General features: G+C 71.4%; 21 protein-coding genes and 1 tRNA gene. 13 read left to right on the plus strand and 9 right to left on the minus strand.

Annotation, left to right across the window (positions count from 1 at the left end; genetic code table 11):
• Nucleotides 1-29: 29 nt before the first annotated feature.
• Nucleotides 30-1,238: an aminotransferase class I/II-fold pyridoxal phosphate-dependent enzyme gene (locus tag BR70_RS0101210; protein WP_027464589.1), complete on the minus strand. Its 1,209-nt coding sequence runs from the start codon at nt 1,236-1,238 to the stop codon at nt 30-32.
• 191 nt (nt 1,239-1,429) lie between these two features.
• Between BR70_RS0101210 and BR70_RS18910 the strand changes: the two genes are divergently transcribed.
• From BR70_RS18910 to BR70_RS18915, 5 genes are all read left to right on the plus strand, one after another.
• Nucleotides 1,430-3,379, plus strand: coding sequence for a S1C family serine protease (locus BR70_RS18910; RefSeq protein WP_231495609.1), 1,950 nt, complete (start codon nt 1,430-1,432; stop codon nt 3,377-3,379).
• Nucleotides 3,380-3,563: 184 nt separating this feature from the next.
• Nucleotides 3,564-4,607, plus strand: coding sequence for a glycosyltransferase family 2 protein (locus BR70_RS0101220; protein ID WP_027464590.1), 1,044 nt, complete (start codon nt 3,564-3,566; stop codon nt 4,605-4,607).
• 4 nt (nt 4,608-4,611) lie between these two features.
• The gene (locus tag BR70_RS0101225; RefSeq protein ID WP_027464591.1) at nt 4,612-5,433 is read left to right on the plus strand and encodes a CDP-alcohol phosphatidyltransferase family protein; all 822 of its coding nucleotides are present in this window, start codon (nt 4,612-4,614) and stop codon (nt 5,431-5,433) included.
• A 44-nt stretch (nt 5,434-5,477) separates the two neighbouring features.
• Entirely contained in the window at nt 5,478-6,353 is an 876-nt protein-coding gene (locus BR70_RS0101230) for a glycosyltransferase family 2 protein (protein WP_035807786.1), read from the plus strand.
• 42 nt (nt 6,354-6,395) lie between these two features.
• A complete protein-coding gene (locus BR70_RS18915; protein ID WP_035807582.1) occupies nt 6,396-7,628 on the plus strand; it encodes a CDP-glycerol glycerophosphotransferase family protein in 1,233 nt (410 codons plus the stop codon).
• Nucleotides 7,629-7,676: 48 nt separating this feature from the next.
• Here the strand turns inward: BR70_RS18915 and BR70_RS0101240 are convergent, their stop codons facing one another.
• The 4 genes from BR70_RS0101240 to BR70_RS0101255 all read right to left on the minus strand — a co-directional run bounded on the left by BR70_RS0101240 (nt 7,677) and on the right by BR70_RS0101255 (nt 10,429).
• The gene (locus BR70_RS0101240) at nt 7,677-7,979 is read right to left on the minus strand and encodes a hypothetical protein (protein ID WP_027464593.1); all 303 of its coding nucleotides are present in this window, start codon (nt 7,977-7,979) and stop codon (nt 7,677-7,679) included.
• Nucleotides 7,980-8,095: 116 nt separating this feature from the next.
• Nucleotides 8,096-8,866, minus strand: coding sequence for an ABC transporter ATP-binding protein (locus tag BR70_RS0101245; protein WP_051596509.1), 771 nt, complete (start codon nt 8,864-8,866; stop codon nt 8,096-8,098).
• Nucleotides 8,866-9,690, minus strand: coding sequence for an ABC transporter permease (locus BR70_RS0101250; protein ID WP_081827172.1), 825 nt, complete (start codon nt 9,688-9,690; stop codon nt 8,866-8,868). Before BR70_RS0101250 ends, BR70_RS0101245 begins: the two co-directional genes overlap by 1 nt.
• A 43-nt stretch (nt 9,691-9,733) precedes the next feature.
• A complete protein-coding gene (locus tag BR70_RS0101255; RefSeq protein WP_027464596.1) occupies nt 9,734-10,429 on the minus strand; it encodes a phosphocholine cytidylyltransferase family protein in 696 nt (231 codons plus the stop codon).
• Between the two features lie 297 nt (nt 10,430-10,726).
• On the opposite strand from BR70_RS0101255, the gene BR70_RS18920 reads away from it, so the two are divergent.
• The 3 genes from BR70_RS18920 (at nt 10,727) to BR70_RS0101270 (ending at nt 13,843) form a co-directional block, all read left to right on the plus strand.
• The gene (locus BR70_RS18920) at nt 10,727-11,959 is read left to right on the plus strand and encodes an ABC transporter ATP-binding protein (protein WP_231495610.1); all 1,233 of its coding nucleotides are present in this window, start codon (nt 10,727-10,729) and stop codon (nt 11,957-11,959) included.
• Nucleotides 11,935-13,506: a hypothetical protein gene (locus BR70_RS0101265; protein WP_027464597.1), complete on the plus strand. Its 1,572-nt coding sequence runs from the start codon at nt 11,935-11,937 to the stop codon at nt 13,504-13,506. Before BR70_RS18920 ends, BR70_RS0101265 begins: the two co-directional genes overlap by 25 nt.
• A 76-nt stretch (nt 13,507-13,582) precedes the next feature.
• Nucleotides 13,583-13,843: a DUF3039 domain-containing protein gene (locus tag BR70_RS0101270; protein ID WP_123313364.1), complete on the plus strand. Its 261-nt coding sequence runs from the start codon at nt 13,583-13,585 to the stop codon at nt 13,841-13,843.
• Between the two features lie 195 nt (nt 13,844-14,038).
• Here BR70_RS0101270 and BR70_RS0101275 read toward each other — a convergent pair whose 3' ends face one another.
• Nucleotides 14,039-15,328: a nicotinate phosphoribosyltransferase gene (locus tag BR70_RS0101275; protein ID WP_027464599.1), complete on the minus strand. Its 1,290-nt coding sequence runs from the start codon at nt 15,326-15,328 to the stop codon at nt 14,039-14,041.
• A gap of 194 nt (nt 15,329-15,522) precedes the next feature.
• Here BR70_RS0101275 and murI point away from each other — a divergent pair, with 194 nt between their 5' ends.
• Genes murI through rdgB form a run of 3 tightly spaced genes read left to right on the plus strand, consistent with a single transcriptional unit; the run spans nt 15,523 to nt 17,692 of the window.
• A complete protein-coding gene (murI, locus tag BR70_RS0101280) occupies nt 15,523-16,368 on the plus strand; it encodes a glutamate racemase (RefSeq protein WP_027464600.1) in 846 nt (281 codons plus the stop codon).
• Complete coding sequence (gene rph / locus BR70_RS0101285) at nt 16,365-17,102, plus strand: ribonuclease PH (protein ID WP_027464601.1); 738 nt, start codon at nt 16,365-16,367, stop codon at nt 17,100-17,102. Before murI ends, rph begins: the two co-directional genes overlap by 4 nt.
• A complete protein-coding gene (rdgB, locus tag BR70_RS0101290; RefSeq protein WP_027464602.1) occupies nt 17,099-17,692 on the plus strand; it encodes an RdgB/HAM1 family non-canonical purine NTP pyrophosphatase in 594 nt (197 codons plus the stop codon). The genes rph and rdgB overlap by 4 nt, the downstream gene beginning before the upstream one ends.
• Nucleotides 17,693-17,823: 131 nt before the next feature.
• Here rdgB and BR70_RS0101295 read toward each other — a convergent pair whose 3' ends face one another.
• The 3 genes from BR70_RS0101295 to BR70_RS0101305 all read right to left on the minus strand — a co-directional run bounded on the left by BR70_RS0101295 (nt 17,824) and on the right by BR70_RS0101305 (nt 20,311).
• Nucleotides 17,824-18,531, minus strand: coding sequence for a DedA family protein (locus BR70_RS0101295; protein WP_027464603.1), 708 nt, complete (start codon nt 18,529-18,531; stop codon nt 17,824-17,826).
• Nucleotides 18,532-18,676: 145 nt separating this feature from the next.
• A tRNA-Leu gene (locus BR70_RS0101300) sits at nt 18,677-18,757 on the minus strand.
• A gap of 246 nt (nt 18,758-19,003) precedes the next feature.
• Nucleotides 19,004-20,311: an MFS transporter gene (locus BR70_RS0101305; RefSeq protein WP_027464604.1), complete on the minus strand. Its 1,308-nt coding sequence runs from the start codon at nt 20,309-20,311 to the stop codon at nt 19,004-19,006.
• Between the two features lie 56 nt (nt 20,312-20,367).
• Between BR70_RS0101305 and mnmA the strand changes: the two genes are divergently transcribed.
• Both mnmA and ligA read left to right on the plus strand, forming a co-directional pair.
• On the plus strand, nt 20,368-21,474 hold the full coding sequence (gene mnmA / locus BR70_RS0101310; protein ID WP_027464605.1) for a tRNA 2-thiouridine(34) synthase MnmA: 1,107 nt from the start codon (nt 20,368-20,370) through the stop codon (nt 21,472-21,474).
• A gap of 66 nt (nt 21,475-21,540) precedes the next feature.
• Nucleotides 21,541-23,871, plus strand: a complete 2,331-nt coding sequence (ligA, locus tag BR70_RS0101315) for an NAD-dependent DNA ligase LigA (RefSeq protein WP_027464606.1) — start codon at nt 21,541-21,543, stop codon at nt 23,869-23,871.
• Nucleotides 23,872-23,877 lie beyond the last annotated feature (6 nt).

Genomic DNA, 23,877 nt, shown 5'->3' on the forward strand with positions numbered 1-23,877 from the left:
GTCCGTCGCGTCCCCGACGCGGTCGCGGCTCAGGCGCGGGGGCGCGTTCCGAGGGTCGCCAGGCGTGCGGCGGCGTCCTCCAGGACGCTCCGGCGCTTGCAGAACGCGAAGCGCACCAGGGACCGGTAGCCGGAGACACGGTCCGGGCGGACGAACGCCGACACCGGGACCCCGGCGACCCCGGCCAGAGCCGGCAGTTCGAGGCAGAACGCGCGGGCGTCGTCGTACCCGAGCGGCGCGGCGTCGGCGAGCACGAAGTAGCCGCCGTCGGGGCGCATCACGTCGAAACCCGCAGCCGTCAGTCCGTTCGCGAGCAGTTCGTGCTTCGCGCGCAGGTCGGCGGCGATGCCGGTGAACACCGCGTCGGGCAGGCGGAGTCCCACGGCGACGGCCGGTTGGAAGGGTGCACCGTTCACGAACGTCAGGTACTGCTTGACCGTCGTGATCGCGTCGACGAGCGCCGGGGGAGCGGTGAGCCAGCCGACCTTCCACCCGGTGGTGTTGAAGGTCTTGCCGGCGCTCGACACCGACACCGTCCGTTCCGCGGCACCCGGCAGGGTCGCGATGGGCGTGTGCGGGACGTCGAAGGTCAGGTGCTCGTAGACCTCGTCCGTGATGATCACCGCATCGCGCTCGGTGGCCAGGTCGACGATCGTCTGCAGCACCTCGGTGGGCAGGACCCGGCCCGTCGGGTTGTGCGGGGTGTTCACGAGCACGGCGCGGGTGCGGTCGGTGAAGGCCGCACGCAGCGTGCGCTCGTCCGGCAGGAAGTCGGGTGCGGTGAGCGGGACCGTGACGTGCACCCCGCCGGCCAGCCGGATGAGCGCCCCGTAGGCGTCGTAGAACGGCTCGAAGGTGATCACCTCGTCACCGGGTTCGACCAGCGCGAGGATCGTCGCGGCCAGCGCCTCGGTGGCACCGGCGGTGACGAGGACCTCGCGGTCGGGGTCCACCTCGAGCCCGTACCACCGCTGCTGGTGCTCGGCGATCGCCGCCCGCAGGTCGGGGGTGCCCCGGCCCGGCGGGTACTGGTTCGCGCCGTCGCGGATCGCCTGCACCGCGGCCTCGAGCACCTCGGCCGGCCCGTCCTCGTCGGGGAACCCCTGCCCCAGGTTGACCGCGCCGGTGTTGGCGGCGAGGGCGCTCATCTCGGCGAACACCGTCGGTGCGGGGACTCCGTCCGGTCCGAGCAGCATCGCTCCGTCGGCGGCTCGCAGCCACGGTCCTGCCTGGCGCATGTGGTTCCCTCCCGTGCGGGCGACGACGTGTCGCGCTGAACGGACCCCAACCTAGCTGTCCGTCCCGCGGCGGACCGGGGCACCGTGTACAGCGCACGCATAAGATCGCCAGGGGTGGCTCGCAGCCTCGCCAGAAGGACCGCTCAGGTGCTTGCGACAGACTGCACGAGCTTGAAAGGAGCACGTCCAGCATGACCGACACCACGCCCGACGGGCAGGGCGACGACCGCCGTCCGGACGATGCGGCTCCGCCTGCCGCCAGTGAGGACGCCGCAGCAGCGGCCACGAGAGGGAACACGTCGATGCCGAACGACTCCGACCAGCCGGACGAGACTTCTCGCCCGAACCAGAACGACGAGACGACCCCGGACCACACGGACGTGATCCCGTCGTCGACGGACCACCCGACCGACCGCTACACCGCGCCGTACCCGGCCGTCTCCGGTGACTCCTCGCGCGCGCAGCAGGGCGGCTACGGCCAGCAGACGTCGCCGTACGGCCAGCAGGCACCGCAGTCCCAGAACCCGTACGGCCAGCAGCCGCAGTACGGCCAGCAGGCGCCGCAGGCCCAGAACCCGTACGGCCAGCAGTCGCAGTACGGCCAGCAGGCGCCGCAGGCCCAGAACCCGTACGGCCAGCAGTCGCAGTACGGCCAGCAGGCCCAGAACCCGTACGGCCAGCAGTCGCAGTACGGCCAGCAGGCCCAAAACCCGTACGGCCAGCCGGGCGCCGAACGCCCCCGCTACGGCGAGTACGCCCAGCCGACGTCCTCGTCTGCTCCGAGTTCGTCCTCCGAGTACGCGAACGCATCCGCGCAGGCCCCGCAGTCCGCCACGAGCGCCTTCGGCGACGTCGACGGCGCGAACCAGCGCAACGGGCACTACTTCAGCGACGACGTCTCGGGTGCCGCGGCGACCACGACGACCAAGGAGCGCTCGGGCCGCAACAAGCTGCTCCTGCCGATCATCGCCGGTCTCGTCGTGGCCGGGCTCGTGGGTGGCGGTGCTGGGTGGCTCGCATCGTCGGCGGCGAACGACGGTGGCAGCGTGGTGTCCTCCGGTTCGTCGCAGGGCGGCAACCTGACCGTCAACGACTACGACTCCGCCACCGTCGTCACCGCCGTCGCGGCACAGGCGACCCCGTCCGTGGTCACGATCAACGTGTCGGCGAGCAACGAGGCCGGCACCGGTTCCGGTGTCGTGATGAGCAAGGACGGCTACATCGTCACGAACACCCACGTGGTCACCCTCGACGGCGACAGCTCGAACGGCCGGATCACGGTGACGACCTCGAACGGCAAGATCTACGCGGGCAAGCTCATCGGCACCGACCCGACGGTCGACCTCGCGGTCATCAAGATCGATGCGACCGACCTCAAGCCGATGGAGTTCGCGGACTCGTCCAAGCTCAACGTCGGGGACACCGCGGTCGCGATCGGTGCGCCGCTGGGCCTGTCGAACACCGTCACCGACGGCATCGTCTCGACCCTGAACCGCAGCATCCAGGTCACCTCGAGCGCCCCCAGCGAGGGTGGCGACTCGAACGAGGGCGGCAACGGCGGCTCGGGTCCCTTCGACTTCTGGGGCAACGGGGACAACGGCAGCAGCTCGTCCGCGAACACCACCGTCTCGCTCCCGGTCATCCAGACCGACGCCTCGATCAACCCGGGCAACTCCGGCGGTGCGCTGCTCGACTCGAAGGGCCGACTGATCGGCATCAACGTGGCCATCGCCTCGGCTGGCAGCTCGTCGTCGTCGGAGTCGGCCGCCGGCAGCATCGGCGTCGGCTTCTCGATCCCGGCCAACCTGGTCAAGCGGGTCGCGAACGAGATCAAGGACAACGGCTCGGCGACCCACGGGCTCCTCGGCGCAACGGTCGGCGACGCCACCGAGGACGCCAGCGCCACCCAGGTCGGCGCCCTCATCAAGTCGGTGTCCAACGGCGGTGCCGCGGCGAAGGCCGGTCTGCAGAAGGGCGACGTCGTCACGAAGATCGGCTCGGCGTCGGTCTCCGACGCCACCGACCTGACCGCGCAGGTGCGCTTCTTCGCGGGTGGCGCCTCGACGACGATCAGCTACGTCCGCGACGGCCAGACCCGCCAGGCCGACGTGAAGCTCGGAACGTACGACAGCAAGGGCTGACGCCACCACACGACGGACAGGAGGCCCGGGGCACGACGTGCGCCGGGCCTCCAGTCCGTCACGGGGGCGCGTCCCGCGCCGACGCAGGTGGGCGGTTCGGCCTCTTGATAGGCTCATGGTCGCTCTGCGGGGCGGCACCGCCCCGGTGCGTCCCGTGCCGCCAAGCCAGCACCCCGAGGTACGCATGCAGTCAGACGGACAGCCCCTGCCGGGCGTCTCGTACGTGATGCCCGTGCTGAACGAGGTCACGGAGGTCCGGGCCGCCGTCGGCAGTCTGCTCGACCAGGACTACGCGGGCCCGTTCGAGGTCATCCTCGCGCTCGGGCCGTCGATCGACGGCACGAACGAACTCGTCGCCGAGATGAGCGCTGCCGACCCGCGGATCCGCGCGATCGACAACCCCGTCGGCTCGACGCCCGCCGGGCTGAACGTCGCGATCCGTGCGTCCGTGCACCCCGTCGTCATCCGCGTCGACGCGCACTCGGTCCTGCCCACCGATTACACGCGCATCGCGGTGCGCACGCTCCTGGAATCCGGAGCGGACAACGTCGGCGGCATCATGCGCGCCGAGGGCCGGACCCCTTTCGAGCGGGCCGTCGCCCTGGCCTACGGCAGCCGTGTCGGCCTCGGCGGCACGCCGCACCACGTGGGCGGCACAGCCGGCCCGGCCGAGACCGCCTACCTCGGCGTGTTCCGACGTGAGCGGCTGTTCGACGTCGGCCTCTTCGACGAGGGCATCAAGCGCGGCCAGGACTGGGAACTCAACCGTCGGCTGCGCCAGACCGGCGGGACCGTCTGGTTCACGCCGGAACTCGTCGTCACCTACCGCCCGCGGCCGAGCCTGAAGCGCCTGGTGCGGCAGTTCGTCGCCACCGGGCTCTGGCGCGGCGAGCTCGCGCGTCGGTTCCCGGCGAACAACGGCCTGCGCTACTTCGTGCCGCCGGCGATGGTCGCGGCGATGGCGCTGGGCGTCGTCGCCGGACTCGTCGGCATCGTCGGCGCGGCGCTCGGCACCCCGCTCGCCTGGGCGCTGCTCGGGTTCGTCGTGCCCGTCGTCTACCTGCTCTTCGTCGTCCTGGGGTCGATCGCGGTGGCGCGCCGCTCCGGGCTGCCGACGCTCCTCTGGTTGCTCGTCGTGCTGCCCTGCATCCACGTGGGCTGGGGGCTCGGGTTCATCATCGGGTTCCTGACCCGCACGTCCGAGCTGACCACCCACACGGGACGGTGACCGAATGACCGACCACCCCACGACCGGCCGCGGATCCGCACGGCCGACCTCGATCGCCGAACTCCGGGCCGTCGCCCAGCCGGACGAGGTCCGTGCGCGCGCCAACGCCGAGCACTGGACGGCCTCGCTGTACCTGCGCGACGTCTCGCCGTACCTGACCTGGGTACTCCTGAAGACCCGCGTCAGCGCGAACCAGGTCACCGGCCTGATGATCCTGGTCGGCTGGAGCGTCGCCGCCGCCCTGCTCATCCCCGGCATCTGGGGCGCCGCCCTGGCACTGGTCCTCGGCCAGCTGCAGATGCTCGTCGACTGCTCCGACGGCGAGGTCGCCCGGTGGCGCGGCACCAAGTCGCCCGCCGGGGTGTTCCTGGACAAGGTGGGGCACTACACGACCGAGGGGCTGATCCCGGTCGCGCTCGGCATCCGCGCGGCCACCTGGCCCATCCACGGCGCCGACTGGATGTGGACCACGATCGGGTGCGCACTCGGCCTGGTCATCGTGCTCAACAAGGCCCTGAACGACATGGTGCACGTGGCCCGCGCGAACGCCGGGCTCGACAAGCTGGTCGACCGACGGGATGCGTCCACCGCCCCGTCCGGCCGCAGGCTCGCCTCGCTCCGCCGCGTGGCACGGTTCTTGCCGTTCCACCGCCTGTACCACTCGGTCGAGCTGAGCATGCTCGCGTTCGTCTTCGCGCTGCTCGCCCTGGTGATCGGTGACCCGCTCGCCAGCCGGATCCTGGTCGGCGCGCTGTTGCCGCTCGCCGTGCTCGCGACGATCGGGCACTTCCTGGCGATCATCGCCTCGAAGCGGGTCAAGGCGTGACCGAGGACACGACCGTGCCCGGAACCCTGCGCCGGCACGCGGTGGTGCACCGCGGACGACCGCGCGTCGCCGTGGTGAGCCTGTCGCAGGGCACCCGGCCGGAGGACCTGCGCCGCGGCCTCGACAGCGTGCTCGCCCAGCAGGACGTCGAGCTCGACGTCGTCTGCGTCGGCAACGGCTGGGTACCCACGGGCCTGCCGGACGGTGTGCGAGCCCTGGCCCTGCCCGAGAACGTCGGGATCCCGGCCGGTCGGAACGCCGGGGCCGAGGTCGTCGACGGTGACTACGTGTTCTTCCTCGACGACGATGCGTCGGTGCCGTCGCCGACGTTCCTGCGCGACGTGATCGCGCTGTTCGAGCACGATCCGTCGCTCGGCCTCGTGCAGCCCCGGGTCGTCGACCCGACCGGTGCCGCGAACCCCCGCCGATGGGTGCCGCGGATCCGGAAGGGCGAGCCGGACCACTCGTCGCCGGTGTTCTCGGTCTGGGAAGGCGCCGTCGTGCTGCCGATGGACGTCTACCGTGCCGTCGGCGGCTGGGGGGCCGAGTACTTCTACGCCCACGAGGGCATCGAGCTCGCCTGGCGCGTGTGGGATGCCGGCCGTCGGACCTGGTACGCCGGCGACCTCGTGGCGCACCACCCCGCGATCGACCCGGCGCGGCACACCGAGTACTACCGGTTGAACGCCCGGAACCGGGTGTGGCTGGCTCGACGCAACCTGCCCGCGGTGCTGCGCCCGGTGTACGTGGGGTCGTGGGCCGCGATCCAGATCACGCGCTGGTGGCGTCACCCCCGCCGACTGGCCACCTGGTTCGGTGGGATCCGTGAAGGATGGACGACCGACTGCGGTCCGGTCCGCCCGATGGGCTGGATCACAGTCGCACGGATGACCATCGCAGGGCGGCCGCCGGTCGTCTGACCCGCACGCCTCGTCCCACCAGAGCAGACCCGGAGAAGGACCATGTCGATCATCAGCGACCTGCGGACCGCGCTGCGGCTCGTCGAGCGACTCCTGACGTCCCGCCGCAGCCGGCAGCAGCTCGCACGGCGACTGCCGTCCGCGCCGAAGCCGGCGCCCGGTTCGGTCGAGATCGCCGTATACTTCGCCGACGGTCCGGTCAACATGTACCAGGTGCGCCAGTGGTACGCGCCGCTGGCCGAACTCGCGAAGACGCACCCTGTGGCGATCATCTCGCGGAGCCCGGGCACCATGCTGACCCTGCTCGAGGAGTCGCCCGTGCCCGCGGTCTACGCCCGGCAGGTGGTCGACCTCGAACACTTCGTCGACACGCAGGCGCCGAAGGTGGTGCTGTACGTCAACCAGAACGCCCGCAACTTCCAGATGATGCGGTACGGGCGGATGTGGCACGTCTTCGTCAACCACGGCGAGAGCGACAAGATGTACATGACGACGAACCAGTTCAAGGCGTACGACTACGCCCTGATCGCGGGGGACGCGGCACGCGACCGTCTGGCCGAGGCGCTGTGGGACTACGACCTGGACGCCCGGACCATCGCCATCGGACGCCCGCAGGCCGACCACTTCGCCGGAGCGGCCCCGTACCCCGACGACGACCGGACCGTCGTGCTCTACGCCCCGACGTGGGAGGGTGACCGCGGGGCCGCGGCGTACGGGTCGATCGCGTCGCACGGCACGGTCATCGCCGAGCAGGTGCTCGCATCGCCCCGCCACCGTCTGGTGTACCGCCCGCACCCGCGCAGCGGTGTGCTCGACCCCGCCTACCGCGCGGCGCACGAGCGGATCGTCGCGGCGATCAGCGCGGCCAACGCCGCCGACCCGGCCGCGCACCACCTGTACGACGACGGCGGTGACCTCGGGTGGCAGCTGGCGGACGCGGACGTGGCGATCACCGACATCAGCGCGATGATCTACGACCGACTGGCGGTGGGCAAGCCGCTCATCGTCACGCGGCCGGTGTCGCCCGAGGCCGACGTCGACGAGCGGGGCTACCTGAGCGACGCGAACTGGCTGACCGCGGCGGACGCCCCGTCGGTGCTCGCCCGGGTCGACGCGGCCGCGAGCGACGCCGAGGAGCTCGCGCGCCTGCAGCACTGGGTCGCCCGGTACTTCGGCGACACCACCCCGGGTGCGGCCACGGGGCGGTTCCACGCGGCAGTGGAGTGGTTGCTCGAGCGGTGGCGGACCGTCGCCGCCGAACGCGACGGAGCCTGACGGGCGATCGTCACCCCGCGGGGCTCCGTGCCGGAGGCCGGTGCGGCGTCACGGCTGCATCCCCGGCCCGACGAGTGACATCCGCCAGAGGTACTCGGACCGGTCGGGCCGACGCCACCGGACGATGACGACCCCCGTGTCCTCGGGGTCGGCGCCGAAGACCGCCAGGGACAGCGATCGGCCGGGGTCGAGGCGGCGCACTGCGAGCGGCGGGCAGTACCCGTTGCCCAGGTGGGTGAGCGTGAGCCCGTCGACCGGCTCGGGGCCGGTGTTGACGAGGTCGTACCGACGCGGTGCGTGCGATCGGTCGACGGCGAACGGGACGGCGTACGCGGTTGGTGGGTGGTGCATGGGGGGAACGCTAGGGGGAGGGTCCGACGGCGGGACCCCGGGGGCGGCCACGAGGGCCCGGGCTGTGGAGGGAGCCACTGACGCCCGTGTTGGTGCAGGGGGAGTACCCCGGCCGGTCAGGAGCCGTAGTCGGCCGCGTACCGGGCCAGCGCGGCCTCGATGGTGCCGTCGAGCTGCAGACGACCCTTGTCGAGGTAGAGCCCCCGGTCGCAGAAGCGGCGCAGGTCCTTGTCGCTGTGGGAGACGAAGAACAGCGTCCGGCCGCCGGCCAGGAGCTGCTCGATCCGCTTGTAGCACTTCTCGCGGAAGGCCTTGTCGCCCACCGCCAGCACCTCGTCGACCAGGATGACCGGCTCGTCGAGCCGCGAGATCACCGCGAACGCGATGCGGACCTTCATGCCGCTCGACAGGTGCTTGTAGGGGGTGTCCACGAAGTCGGCGATCTCGGCGAAGTCGATGATCTCGTCGAAGGCGTCGCGGATCTCGGCCCGGGACATGCCGTGCAGGCCCGCCGTCAGGTACACGTTGTCGCGCACGGTGAGGTCACCGACGAAACCTCCCGTGATCTCGATGAGCGGGGCGACGCCGGCACCCACGTCGACGCGGCCCTCGTCGGGCAGCATGACCTGGGCCACGAGCTTCAGCAGGGTCGACTTGCCCTGTCCGTTCCGCCCCACGACCCCGATCGCCTCGCCCGGGCGGACGTCGAACGACACGTTGCGGAGCGCCCAGAACTCATCGGCACGCTTGCGGCGCCCGCGTCCGGCGAACAGGTCCTTGAAGTTCCGGCTCGCGCGACGGTTCCGTTTGAAGCAGATGCCGGCGTCGCGCACCGAGATGACCGGGGTGACGGTCTCGATGCGTCGGGTCTGGTCGGTCGCGGTCATCACAGCTCCTTCAGCACGCGGTGCTCGCTGCGGCGGAACACCGCGAAGCCGATCACCAGGACGATGCCGGTCACGACCACCGAGGCTCCGACCTCGAGCCAGTCGAGCTGGCCGGGGAAGAACGCCGCACGGTACATGCCGAAGATGCCGGTGAGCGGGTTGATCGCGGCGATGTCCCGCAGGGCGGGAGGCAGCGCGTGCGTGCCGTAGATGATCGGGGACGCGTAGAACAGGAACCGAAGCACGAGCTTGGTGGCGCGCTCGAGGTCGCGGAAGAAGACCACGAGCGGGGCCACGATGAGCCCCAGGCCGTAGACCAGTGCGCACTGCAGCACGATCGCCAGCGGGAAGAACACGACCTGCCAGTGCAGGTGGGCACCCGTTGCGATCGCGAAGACGGCCAGGACCGGCAGGCTCAGCAGGAACTCGATGCCCTTCGACGCGTCGATCCGTGCCACCCAGATCGTGCGGGGGATGGTGGTCGAGCGGATGAGCTTCGATTCCTTGATGAACGCCCGGGTGGAGTCCGAGACGCCACCGGTGAACCACATCCACGGCAGCAGCGCGGACAGCAGGAACACGATGTACGGATCTTCACCGACCGAGCCGCGGTGGAAGACCTGCGTGAAGACGAACCAGTAGATCCCCGACATCACGAGCGGGTCGAGGATCGACCACACGTAACCGAGCGCCGACGTCGAGTAGCGGACCCGCAGGTCGCGGACGGTCAGCAACCAGAGGGCCTGACGATAGCGCCGACCGGCGCTCCGGGCCTTCGCGGGTGCGGGAGCCACGGGCGCGGTCGGCGCACTCGCTGTGGTCACGGTTTCCCTTCGGGCGGAACCGCCGAGGGGTCCTGACGGTGGTTCAGGCGAACAGGTTGTTCGCGCGCTCGAGGTCCTCGGCGAAGTCGATCTCGACCGCGTACAGGTCGGAGATGTCGATCGGCGTCCAGCGTAGCCCGTCCTCGGCGATGGCAGCCTCGATGCCGCCCTCGAAGTACTCCTGGTCGTCGACGCGACCGAGCTGCCGGATGAGGGCCTGCTTGTCGGCGGCGGAGACGTAGTTGATCCCGACGGCTTCGCCGAGACCCCCGACGACCCGCTTGGAGAGCTTGTGGATGAAGCCCTCGGCGTCGACGGTGTACTTGACCTCTTCGTCGGAGACCTTGTCGGTGTTGACGCTGACGAAGGAACGGCCCTCGTCGATCATGTCGGCCGCACGGACGAGCGCCATCGGGTCGAAGACCACGTCGCCGTTCATCCAGAGGACACCGCTCTTGCCGGTGGCCTTGAGGGCACGCAGCAGGCTCTTCGAGGTGTTCGTGGAGTCGTACGACTCGTTGTAGACGAAGTTCGCTTCGGGGAACGCCTCGACGATGTGCTCCGACTTGTAGCCGACGACGATCGTCACGCGGGCGCTCGAACCGAACGCGGCGCGGATGTTGTCGAACTGCTGCTGCATGATGGTGCGGCCGTCACTGAGCTCCGTGAGCGGCTTCGGCAGGCTGCGGCCGAGACGGCTGCCCATCCCCGCTGCGAGGATCACGATCTGCGTGGTCATGCTGGTCCCTTCTGGTGTCCGCCCGCGCACCCTGGGGTACGGGCGGGCCTCGTCGAGTCTGCGCTTCCAACGTCCGAGTTGCCCGAGAACCGTTCGTGTCGACGTGGTCGTCGCTGCGAAGAGGCCGCCGGGATCGCCTGCTGGAGCAGGTTTCCAAGTGGTGAACACTCCTTCGTGCCCTGGTGAATGATACGGAAACACCCCCTCGCAGGGTACGGGTCTGCGCGCTTCGTACTCAATTCGTGACCCGGGCCGCGACGGTTCCCGACGGTCGGAGAGCGTTGGTACGGTGGGTCGATGCCAGCGCGAGCAGAGAACGAGGACGTGTACGCCACGGCCGACGCTGCCTGGATGACCGAGGCGGGGGACGCCGACGAAGCGGACACCGCCGCGGCTGCTGAGGGCGACGCAGCCGACGACGACACGGGGGACACTGATGCGGACGACGCCGCCACTGATGACGCGATGACCGACGCGACGACGGACACCCGTACCGACGCGACGACGGACACCCGTACCGACGACGCCACGGCGGACACCCGCGCCGACGACACGACGGCCGCGGCGCCGCGCCCCGCGAATGCGGGCAACGGCAAGGGGCGCACCAAGCGCCCGACGAAGGCCGCCCCGCGGACCGACGCCGAGCCTCCCGTCCCGACCGACGCGGACGACGTGACGGACGACGCCGGCCGGGCGACCACCGCCACCCCGCCCGCGACGAAGAAGCGTGCGCCGCGCAGCGCCGCACCGAAGCAGCCGCAGACGCTCCAGCCCGTCGTGCTCGCAGCGAGCGGCCTGGTCAAGCGGTACGGGCAGACCCTGGCCGTCGACGAGGTCGACCTCGAGATCCGGCAGGGCTCGATCTTCGGCGTGGTCGGCCCGAACGGCGCCGGCAAGACGACGACCCTGTCCATGATCACCGGACTGCTGCGCCCCGACGCCGGCTCGGTGACGGTGCTCGACCACGACGTCTGGGCAGACCCGACGGCGGCGAAGCGCAGTCTCGGGGTCCTGCCGGACCGGCTCCGGCTGTTCGACCGGCTGACCGGTGCGCAGCTCCTCTACTACTCGGCCACGCTCCGCGGGCTCGACGGTGCCACCGCACGGAAGCGCAGCGCCGACCTCGCCGAGGCCTTCGGGCTGGGCGAGGCGCTGGGCCGCCAGGTCGCCGACTACTCGGTCGGCATGGCGAAGAAGATCGCCCTGGCAGCGACCCTGATCCACTCGCCGCGGGTGCTCGTGCTCGACGAGCCCTTCGAGTCGGTCGACCCGGTGAGTGCGGCGACGATCACGGACATCCTGCGCCGGTACACCCGGGGCGGCGGCACGGTCGTGCTCTCGAGTCACTCGATGGAGCTCGTGCAGCGCACCTGTGACTCGGTCGCCATCATCGTCGGCGGCAAGGTCCTGGCGTCCGGCACCATGGCCCAGGTCCGCGGGCGCAAGAGCCTCGAGGACAAGTTCGTCGAACTCGCCGGCGGTCGTGTCGTCGCGGAGAGCATGGAATGGTTGCACAGCTTCTCCGGCTGAGGGCGGACCTGCTCGCGGGCGAGGTCCGGGGCACCGCCCGCCGGTCCGTCGCCGTCGTGCTCGCCAGCCTCGTCGGACTCCTCGGTGCCGTGTTCGTCGCGTCGCGGACCATCGCCCTCGGTGACGCCGACCCGGACATCGCCCGTGCGGTCATCGTGCCCGTCGGCACCCTGATCACCTTCGGGTTCACGGTCGTGCCGCTCGTCGTCGGCCGGAGCGACCAGCTCGACCCGCGGCGCTTCGCGGTGTTCGGCATCGAGCGCCGTCGCCTGGCGATCGGACTCGTCGTCGCCGGACTCGTCGGCATCCCGGTGATCGGCGTGGTCGTCGTCGCGATCGGACAGGTCGTCGCCTGGGCGCGCGATCCCGGTCTCGGCCTGCTCGCGGTCCTCGGCGGGCTGCTCGGCGTCGCGACCTGCGCGCTCCTGATCCGCGTCTGCTGCACCGTCGGCTCCCGGCTGATCGGGCCGCAGCGCTCCCGCGACGCCGGGTGGCTGGGGGCCCTCGTCATCATCGCGCTCTCGATCCCGACGGTGGCGCTGCTGCTCCGCGTCGACTGGCTCGACCCGCAGGGCGCCGAGATGCAGCGCGTCGCGGACATCGCCGGCTGGACCCCCTGGGGTGCCGCGTGGGCCGTGCCCGCCGAGGTCGCGAGCGGCCACGTCGGCACCGGTGTCGCGAAGCTCCTCGTCGCGGTCGCCGTCGTCGCGCTCCTCGCCTGGGCATGGTGGGCGCTCGTCGGCCGTGCGCTCGAGACCGTCGACGACCGCGCCCGCACCCGCCGCTACCAGGGCCTGGGCTGGTTCGACCGGTTCGGCTCGTCCCCGGTGTCGGCCGTCGCTGCCCGGGCGCTCACCTACTGGGTCCGCGACCCGCGGTACCGCACGTCGTACCTGATCATCCTGCTCGTGCCGATCGTCGTCATCCCGCTCGGCGTCGCCGGGGTGCCGTGGCAGTGGACCGCCCTCGTACCGCTGCCGCTGATGGCCCTGATCGCCGGGTTCCTGCCGCACAACGACGTCTCGTACGACAACACCGCCGTGTGGCTGCACGTCGCGTCCGGTGCGCCCGGGTGGAGTGACCGGCTCGGTCGTGTCGTTCCCGTGCTGGTCGTGGGGGCGCCCGCGATCGTCGCCGGGGCCGCGCTGTCCGCGTGGCTGTTCGGCGACTGGGCCGCCTTCCCGCTGCTCATCGGCGTCAGCGCGAGCGCCCTGCTGTCCGGGCTCGGGTTGTCGAGCGTCCTGTCCGTGCTCATGCCCTACCCGACGGTGCGCCCGGGCGACCATCCCTTCCAGCAGCCGCAGGCCGCCGGCATCACCGCCACGGTCGCGCAGGCGACCATGGTGATCGGCATCGTGCTCTGCACGGTCCCCGCTGTCGGCCTCGCGGTGCTCGCCGCCGTGCAGGGACCGGAGCCCTGGTCAGTGCTGACGCTCCTGGTGGGCATCGGGGTCGGTGCCGTCGTGCTCGTGATCGGTGTGTCCGCGGGCGGACGCCTGTTCGACCGCCGCGGCCCCGACCTGCTCGCCGCGGCGCAGCGCAACTAGCGGTGCAGCGCAACGCAACGAGCGGCGCAGCGCAACGAGCGGCGCGCCCGAGGGCGGACCGTCGTACCCTGGTCGCATGAGCATGACGGAACCAGGCGGCGGCCTCGACGTGATGGACCGGGAGCTCGAGAAGCTCCTCGAAGACGAAGCGATCGAACCCGGTGACCACGAGCGGTTCTCGCACTACGTGAAGAAGGACAAGATCCTGCAGTCGGCCATGTCCGGCAAGCCGGTGAAGGCCCTGTGCGGCAAGAAGTGGATCCCGGGTCGCGACCCGGAGAAGTTCCCGGTCTGCCCGGACTGCAAGGCCATCTACGAGAAGATGAAGGCCGAGTAGACGCGACCAGCAGACGGACGGGAGGCCCGTGGCGACGCCGCCACGGGCCTCCCGTCCGTCGTATGCGTCAGCTGACCGCACATCGTGAGCAGAAATGGTCGGGTCGCCCTCGGACACCCGACCATTTCTGCTCACGAAGCGGCGACGCGAACGCGAACGCGACGCGCGAGGTGCGTGCGTGCGCGCGTGCGGGCCCTAGATCACCAGGGTGGGGATGGCGGGGTCGCCGCGCCCGATGCGGGACGCGTCGGCGGGCAGCTCCGCCTTCGCGCGCTTGTGGTGCGCGCGTGCGGCCTCGACGCCCTGCGTGCCGAGGAACGCCGGGTCGACCTCGCCGCCGGTGACGACGGGGACCAGCAGCGGCCGCTCGTCCGGGCCGACCTGCGCACCCGTGAGCACGATCTCGGCGGTCGCGACGCCGTTCCGGAGTCGTCGGCCCGCCTCCTTCCGGCCGCCGATCGACGCCTTGTCGGCCGACTTCTTGGCGACGGGGACCCAGTCGCCGCCGTCCGCGTCCCGGTGCGCGACGAGCTTGAACACCATGCCGGCGGCCGGGTGCCCGGAGCCGGAGACGACCGAGGTGCCGACGCCGTACGAGTCGACCGGGGCGGCTCGGAGCGCGGCGATCGTGTACTCGTCGAGGTCGTTCGTCACCGTGATCTTCGTGCCCGTCGCCCCGAGGCGGTCGAGCTGCGCACGCACGGCGGCGACGACGGACGGCAGGTCGCCGCTGTCGATCCGGACGCCGCCGAGCTTGCCGTCGGTGAGCCGGACGGCCGTCTCGACCGCGGCCTCGATGTCGTAGGTGTCGACGAGCAGGGTCGTGCCGCTGCCGAGCGCGTCGAGCTGCGAACGGAACGCCTGCTCCTCGGAGTCGTGCAGCAGCGTGAAGGCGTGCGCGGCGGTGCCCATCGTGGGGATGCCCCAGGTGCGGCCGGCCTCGAGGTTGCTCGTCGCACCGAAGCCGGCGATGTACGCGGCACGGGCGGCGGCCACGGCGTTCCACTCACCGGTGCGGCGGGAGCCCATCTCGGCGAGCGGGCGGCCGTCGGCGGCGGACACCATGCGGGCGGCGGCCGAGGCGATCGCGGAGTCCGCGTTGAAGATGCTCAGGGCGAGGGTCTCGAGCACCACGGCCTCGGCGAAGGTGCCCTCGATCTGCAGGATGGGGGAGTTCGGGAAGTAGACCTCGCCCTCCCGGTAGGCGCGGACGTCGCCGCTGAACCGGTAGTCGGCGAGCCACGAGGCGGTGCCGGCGTCGATGACGCCGCGGTCGCGCAGGAACCCGATCTCCTCGTCGCCGAAGCGGAAGTCGCCGAGGGCGGTGAGGAAGCGTCCGAGTCCGGCGGCGACACCGTAGCGGCGGCCGTCCGGCAGCCGCCGGGCGAACACCTCGAAGACGCATCGGCGGTCGGCGGTGCCGTCCTTCAGGGCGGCGTCCACCATGGTGAGCTCGTACTGGTCGGTGAGGAGCGCGCTGGTCACGTCTCCGACACTAGTGACGTGACCCTCGGGAGGCCCGGATCACCCCCGGCGCCCGGCGCCACGGTTCGGTCCGTGCGAGGTTCCGTACTCGGTGGTACCCGCCGAGGGTCGCACCGAGTCCGGAACCTCGCACGGCGCGTGGGCGGACCTCGCACGGTGCGAGGGTCTGGGACGGGCATCGGTACGCTGGTGCCGTGACGGATGCACCGATCGGAGTCTTCGACAGCGGGGTCGGCGGCCTCACCGTGGCCCGCGCCATCATCGACCAGCTCCCGCGCGAGAGCATCCGGTACGTCGGCGACACCGTGCACTCGCCCTACGGCCCGAAGCCCATCGCCGACGTCCGCCGCTACGCGCTCGAGGTCATGGACGATCTGGTCGAGCAGGGCGTGAAGGCCCTGGTGATCGCGTGCAACACCGCCTCGTCCGCCGTGCTCCGCGACGCCCGCGAACGGTACGAGCAGGCGTACGGCATCCCCGTGGTCGAGGTCATCCAGCCCGCGGCCCGCGCCGCCGTCAAGCAGACCCGCACGGGCCGCATCGGGGTCATCGGCACCGTCGGCACCATCGCGTCGCGCGCCTACGAGGACGCCTTCGCGGTCGCCGCCGACGTCACGCTGACCACCGCCGCGTGCCCCCGGTTCGTCGAGTTCGTCGAGGCGGGGGACACCTCGTCGCCGTCGCTGCGCGAGATCGCGGCCGGGTACCTCGACCCGATCCGTGCCGCCGACGTGGACACCCTCGTGCTCGGCTGCACCCACTACCCGCTCATGTCCGCCGCGATCCAGTTCGTCATGGGTCCGGAGGTCACGCTCGTCTCCAGCGCCGAGGAGACCGCGAACGACGTCTACCGCCGGCTCGTGGAGCACGGGCTCGAGCGCACCGCGACCACCGCCCCGACGTACTCGTTCGAGGCGACGGGCGACGACAAGAACGGCTTCATCCGGCTCGCCCGGCGCTTCCTCGGTCCCGAGGTCTCGAGCGTCGGCCACCTCCAGACGGGGGCCATCACGCTGCCCCGCACCGAAAGGACCCCATGACCGACAACCTCCGCGTCGACGGCCGTACCGCCACCGACCACCGTCCCGTCACCATCGAGCGGGGGTGGAGCACGCAGGCCGAGGGCAGCGCGCTCATCTCCTTCGGCAACACCAAGGTGCTCTGCACCGCGTCGTTCACCAACGGCGTGCCCCGCTGGCTCGCCGGCAAGGGCACCGGGTGGGTCACCGCCGAGTACTCGATGCTGCCGCGGTCGACCAACGAGCGCATGCAGCGCGAGTCCATCAAGGGCAAGGTCGGCGGCCGCACGCACGAGATCTCCCGCCTCATCGGGCGTTCGCTCCGCGCGGTCGTCGACACGAAGGCCCTGGGCGAGAACACCCTCGTCATCGACTGCGACGTGCTGCAGGCCGACGGCGGCACCCGCACGGCGTCGATCACGGGCGCGTACGTGGCGATGGCCGACGCGATCGAGTGGGGCCGCGCCAAGGGCTTCATCGCGAAGAAGGCCACCCCGCTCACCGACAGCGTGCAGGCGATCTCGGTCGGCATCGTCAAGGGGGAGCCGATGCTCGACCTGGCCTACACCGAGGACTCCGCAGCGGACACCGACATGAACATCGTCACCACGGGGTCGGGCAAGTTCATCGAGGTGCAGGGCACCGCCGAGCACGCGCCGTTCGACCGGGACGAGCTGAACGTCCTGCTCGACCTCGGCCTCGCCGGCAACCAGTCGCTCGCGGCGATCCAGCGTTCGGTCCTGGGTCTGGCGTGACGTCCCGCGAGGTGGTGCTGGCCACCCACAACCAGGGCAAGGTCGTCGAACTGCGCGAGATCCTCGGGTCGGCGCTCGGCGAGGGTGTCGAACTCGTCGGGTACGACGGTCCCGAGCCGGTCGAGGACGGCGACAGCTACGCGGCGAACGCCCTGATCAAGGCGCGTGCCGCGGTCGCCCACACGGGGTTGCCGGCGCTCGCCGACGACTCCGGGATCGCGGTCGACGCCCTCGGAGGCGCACCGGGCATCCACTCGGCCCGCTACGCCGGCACCCGCTCGGACGCCGACAACATCGCGCTGCTGCTCACGAACCTGCAGGGTGTCGTCGAGCGGACCGCCGCGTTCGTGTGCGCAGCGGCCTTCGTGACGCCCGACGGTCAGGAGCACGTCGTCGAGGCGGTCTGGAACGGCGAGGTGCTGACCGAGCCCGTCGGTGACGGCGGGCACGGCTACGACCCGGTGTTCCGGCCGGACGACGCCGACCGCTCGTCGGCGGAGCTCACCCGCGACGAGAAGAACGCCCTGTCGCACCGCAGCAAGGCGTTCCGGGGCATCGCGCCGATCGTGCGGGAGCACTTCGGCGTCTGAGCGCCCGCGCTCTTTCCGTTCCGCACGACCGAAGTCGCCCCGAACCACGTGATCACGTGGTTCGGGGCGACTTCGGTTGTGCGCGGTGCGCGGTGCGCGGTACGCCGGTGCGCGGTGCGCCAGCCCTGCGGCTAGAGCGTCGGGTCGACCGTCGGGGCCGTGGTGGCCTCGGCCTCGTTCGTGTGCTTCGCCTTGCGGGCGTTGCGCAGGTACGTCAGCGCCATCGGCACGACGGTCACGACGACCGCGGCGAGCAGGATGATGTCGATGTACTCGCGGACGATGTGCGCCACGAAGGGGATGTGCCCGATGAAGTACCCGAGGAACGTCACGCCGACGCCCCAGACCACGGCGCCGATCGCGTTGTAGAGCGAGTACTTCTTGTAGTCCATCCGGCCGACGCCCGCGGCGATCGGGGCGAAGGTGCGGACGACCGGCACGAAGCGCGCCAGGATCACGGCGAGGGGGCCGAAACGGTGGAAGAACGCGTTGGTGCGCTCGACGTTCGCCTTCGAGAAGAGCCCGCTGTCCTTGCGTTCGAAGATCGGTGGCCCGGCCTTCTTGCCGATGTAGTACCCGAGCTCACCGCCGAGGAACGCGGCGGCGCCGATCATCAGCGCCGCGACCCAGATCGGGATGCCGCCGATCTCGCCACCGCGGTCGAAGGCGAACAGGCCGGTGATGACCAGCAGGCTGTCGCCCGGGAAGATGAAGCCGATGAGGAGACCGGTCTCGGCGAAGACGATCGCGCAGACCACGAGCACGGCGATGGCCCCGAAGTGGTCGAGGATGTACTGCGGATCGAGCCACGGGATCAGGGCGAGTGCGACGGAGTGCATGGTTCTTCCGGTCGTGGAGGCGGGAGTCACGGGGAGGACTCCCGCGGGATGAGGGTACCGCCCGGAAGTGACCGGGCCATCCCTCGCAGGGTTGACCTGCTCAAGGCGTGCGGATGACCGCAACGGTGCGCCTGGGGGGACCCGGTGCGGAAGGAGGGACTCGAACCCTCACGCCTGGGGCACAGGAACCTAAATCCTGCGTGTCTACCGATTCCACCACTCCCGCGAGCAGCGGCAGTCTACCGAGCGCGGCGTGCGGGGCGGACGTGCGCCGGGCCTCCAGGCCGTGGGACGCACCGTGCGCGGGACGTGACGTGGTGCGAGGAACCGGACGTGGTGCGGGGCGGGCCGAGTGCCACCGAGTACGGAACCTCGCACGGGACGACAGCGCGGCAGCGCGGCAGCGCGGCAGCACGGCAGCGCGGCAGCGCGGCAGCGCGGCAGCACGGCAGCGCGGCAGCACGTCAGCGCGTCAGCGCAGCGGGCGCGGCAGGTACCGGGGGACGTACCGGAGCAGGATGCCCGCGCCGACCAGGCCGAGCACGCCCATCACCCCGCTGGCGACCGCGATGGACGCGACGGCGGTCACGCCGGAGATGAGGAGCGGTGCCGCCGCCGACCCGAAGTCGCCGGTGAACCGCCAGGCCCCCAGGAACGGTGCCGGGGCGTCGCGCGGCGCGAGGTCCGCGCCGAGCGTCATGAGGATGCCGGAACCGACCCCGTTGGCCAGGGACATGCCCATCGCGATCGCGACGAACCAGCCGACCCGGGCGTCCAGGTGGCCGCTCCAGGCGAGCAGGAAGTAGCTGATGCTCAGGCCGAGCATGCAGGGCAGGGCGCTCGCGAGCCGTCCCCACCGGTCCATGATCTGCCCGCTCGTGTAGAACAGCGCGAAGTCGACGGCTCCGGCGATGCCGATCACGAGGGCCGCGGTCGAGTCGTCGAGGCCGACGCTCACCGCCCAGAGCGGCAGGATCACCTGTCGTCCGGCGCGCATTGCGCCGATCAGGCCGGCACCGCTGCCGAGCCGCAGCAGGACCGCCCCGTTCGCGCGGATGGTGCGGAAGAGGCCCTGCGCCTCCTGCTGGACGAACTGCGCGCCGGTGTCGGCGGGCGGTTCGGTCGCGTGGTCGCTCGCGTCGGTCGCGTGGTCGGCCGAGCGCCGGGAGGCCCGTGGCGGCAACCGCAGGCCGCGTGTGCCCGTCGCCGGGTCGCGCAGCACCAGGAGCACGGTCGCCGCCGCCAGGCAGCAGACGACGTGGATCCAGAAGGCGCTGCTCGTGGTGCCGGTCAGGTGGATGACGCCGGCGGCGATGAAGGGGCCGACGAAGTAGCCGAAGCGGAAGACGCCGCCCAGGCTCGACAGCGCCCGGGCCCGGATCCGCAGGGGGATCGCGGTGGTCATGTAGGCGTGCCGGGCGAGCGCGAACACCGCGGTGGAGACGCCGACCAGGAACACCCCGAGCGCCAGGACCCAGGCGTTCGCGGCCGTCGTGGCGACGACGAGCCCGACCACCGAGACGAGCGCGGCGCCGATCATCGCGTTCCGCTCACCGATGCGGGCGACGACGATGCCGGACGGCACGTCGCCGATGAGCTCGCCGACCAGGATGAGCGAGGCGACGAAGCCCGCGAACGCCAGGCTGGCGCCGAGGGAGTCGGCGGCGATCGGGATGATCGGGATGATCGCGCCCTCGCCGATCGCGAAGAGCGCGGCGGGCAGGAACCCGGACAGCAGGACGGACCGGAAGTCGAATGAGTCGTTCCCCGTCGTGGCCATCGCCCGACCAACGGTACGCCAGCGGTACCGCTTCGTCGGCGGGTTACCCTGGACGCATGCGTGTTCTTGCGGCGATGAGCGGTGGTGTCGACTCGGCGGTGGCCGCGGCCCGGGCGGTCGACGCCGGCCACGACGTGGTGGGCGTGCACCTGGCCCTGAGCCGGATGCCCGGCACCCTGCGCACCGGCAGCCGCGGATGCTGCACCATCGAGGACTCGATGGACGCCCAGCGCGCCGCGTCGGCCCTCGGGATCCCCTACTATGTGTGGGACTTCTCGGCCCGGTTCAAGGAGGACGTCGTCGACGACTTCGTGGCCGAGTACCAGGCCGGCCGCACCCCGAACCCCTGCATGCGCTGCAACGAGCGGATCAAGTTCGCGGCGCTGCTCGAGAAGGCACTCGCCCTGGGGTTCGACGCCGTCGCGACCGGGCACTACGCCTCGATCGTCACCGGTCCGGACGGCTCCCGCGAACTGCACCGGTCGGCCGCGTGGGCGAAGGACCAGTCGTACGTGCTCGGGGTCCTGACCGCCGAGCAGCTGCAGCACGCGATGTTCCCGCTCGGAGCCACCCCGTCGAAGGACGAGGTCCGGGCCGAGGCCGCCGAGCGCGGGCTGACGGTCGCCCAGAAGCCGGACTCGTACGACATCTGTTTCATCCCGGACGGTGACACCCGCGGCTGGCTGGCGGACCGCGTCGGCACCGCCCCCGGCGACGTCGTCGAGCGTGACGGCACGGTCGTCGGCTCGCACGAGGGTGCCACCGGCTACACCGTCGGACAGCGCCGCGGCCTGGCCCTCGGCCGCCCGGCACCGGACGGCAAGCCCCGGTTCGTGCTCGAGATCCGCCCGAAGGACAACACCGTCGTCGTCGGCCCGAAGGAAGCCCTCGCCGTCACCTCGATGTCCGGCTCGCGGTTCACCTGGGCGGGCACGGCCCCGGCCGACCCCGCGACGCCGTTCGCCTGCGACGTGCAGATCCGCGCGCACGCCGACCCGGTGCCCGCGACCGCCCGGGTGCAGGACGACGTGCTCGTCATCGACGTCGACGAGCCGTTGCACGGGGTCGCTCCCGGGCAGACCGCCGTGGTCTACGTCGGCACGCGGGTGCTCGGCCAGTGCACGATCGACACCACGGTCAGCGCCGTCCCCGTCGACGCCTGACCCCGCCGCTCCCGGGGCGCACGCTCGCTGCACGCCGCGTCGGTGGTGCACGGTAGAACTGATGCCATGAGCGAGACCGACGCGACGTTCGAGACCATCGACCCCGACGGGCTCGACGCCGCCCAGGCCGCGCGCGAGGTCGACCGGTTGCGCGCCCGCGTCAACGAGCTGCGCCACGACTACTACGAGGGCAACGCCTCGCCCCTGTCGGACGCCGACTACGACGCCCTGGTGCACCGCCTCGACGTGATCGAACAGCGGTTCCCGGAACTCCTGACGCCCGACAGCCCGACGCAGACCGTGGGCGGGCAGGCGCAGACCACGCAGTTCGCGCCGGTCGAGCACGCCGAGCGCATGCTCTCGCTCGACAACGTCTTCAGCCCCGACGAGCTCACCGAGTGGGCCCTCAAGGTGCAGCGGGACGCCGGCGCCGAGCGGGTGCGGTTCCTGACCGAGCTGAAGATCGACGGCCTGGCCATCAACCTGCGGTACGAGCACGGTCGGCTCGTCTCGGCCGCCACCCGCGGTGACGGCGTGGTCGGCGAGGACGTCACCGGCAACGTCCGCACGATGGGCACGATCCCGGACCGCCTCTCGGGCACCGGCCACCCGCCCCTGGTCGAGGTCCGGGGCGAGATCTTCTTCCCGGTCGCCGAGTTCGACGAGCTCAACGCGAACCAGCGCGAGGCGGGGGAGCGCGTGTTCGCCAACCCGCGCAACGCCGCCGCCGGGTCCCTCCGCCAGAAGGAAGAGGGCAAGTCCGAGGCGAAGCGTGCCCTGATGGTCGACCGGCTGCGGCGTCTGCGGATGCTCGTGCACGGCATCGGCGCGTGGCCCGTCCGCGAACTCGAGCAGGGCACCGACGTCCGCAGCCAGTCCGAGGTGTACGAGCTGCTGCAGACCTGGGGCCTGCCGACGAGCAGCCACTACCGGGTGTTCGACACCATCGACGAGGTCAACGGCTTCGTCCGGACCACGGGGGAACGCCGGTCGGCCGTCGAGCACCAGATCGACGGCGTCGTCGTGAAGGTCGACGACCTCGCCCTGCACGAGGAACTCGGGTCGACGTCACGGGCGCCGCGGTGGGCGATCGCCTACAAGTACCCGCCCGAAGAAGTGCACACCACGCTCACCGACATCGTGGTCAGCGTCGGCCGCACCGGCCGCGCCACCCCGTTCGCGGTGATGGCCCCGGCCGAGGTCGCCGGGTCCGTCGTCCGCCAGGCCACGCTGCACAACCAGCAGGTCGTCAAGGCGAAGGGCGTGCTGATCGGCGACACCGTCGTGCTGCGGAAGGCCGGCGACGTCATCCCCGAGGTGCTCGGCCCGGTGGTCGAGCTCCGTGACGGCTCCGAGCGCGAGTTCGTGATGCCGACGAACTGCCCCGAGTGCGGCACCGAGCTCGCCCCCGCGAAGGAAGGCGACATCGACCTGCGCTGCCCGAACGCGAAGAGCTGCCCGGCGCAGGTGCGCGGTCGGGTCGAGCACATCGCCTCGCGCGGGTCGCTCGACATCGAGGGGCTCGGCGAGGTCGCGGCCGCGGCGCTCACGCAGCCGCTCCGCCCGGAGACCCCGCCGCTCGTCACCGAGGCCGGACTGTTCGACCTGACGATGCAGGACATCGTCCCGATCGAGGTCATCGTCCGCGACGCCGAGACCGGCATGGAGAAGGTCGACGACGACGGCACCCCGAAGCGCGTCACACCGTTCAGCCGGGCGCGCAAGAAGACCGACCCGCCGTTCGACCCCGAGGCACGGGGCGCCGACTACACCGGTGAGCCGAGCCGCTACCCGTCGAAGAACGCGTTCGAGATGCTCGCGAACATCGACGCCGCGAAGACGAAGCCCCTGTGGCGGATCCTGGTCGGCCTGAGCATCCGCCACGTCGGACCGGTCGCCGCCCGAGCCCTGGCGAACCACTTCGGCTCCCTCGACGCGATCCGGTCGGCCTCGCGCGAGGACCTCGCGGCCGTCGACGGGGTGGGCGGCATCATCGCCGACGCCCTGCTCGCCTGGTTCGACGTCGACTGGCACCGCGAGATCATCGACCGCTGGACCGCGGCCGGCGTGCAGTTCACCACCCCGGGCCACCCCGGCCCGGGCAGCGCCGACGTCGAGGGCGGCGTGCTGAGCGGCGTCACCGTCGTCGCGACCGGGTCACTCGAGGGCTACACGCGAGAAGGTGCACTGGAGGCGATCATCACCGCCGGCGGCAAGGCGGCGTCGAGCGTGAGCAAGAAGACCGACTTCGTGGCCGCCGGTCCGGGTGCCGGTTCGAAGCTCACGAAGGCCGAGCAGCTGGGCGTCCGGATCATCGACGCCGAGCAGTTCCACCTGCTCGTGACCGAGGGGCCGGCGGCGCTCGCCGAACCGGAAGCGTCGACGACCGAGGACTGAGACAGC

The sequence above is a fragment of the Curtobacterium sp. UNCCL17 genome, assembly GCF_000686685.1.
In the GTDB taxonomy this organism is placed as follows: domain Bacteria; phylum Actinomycetota; class Actinomycetes; order Actinomycetales; family Microbacteriaceae; genus Curtobacterium; species Curtobacterium flaccumfaciens.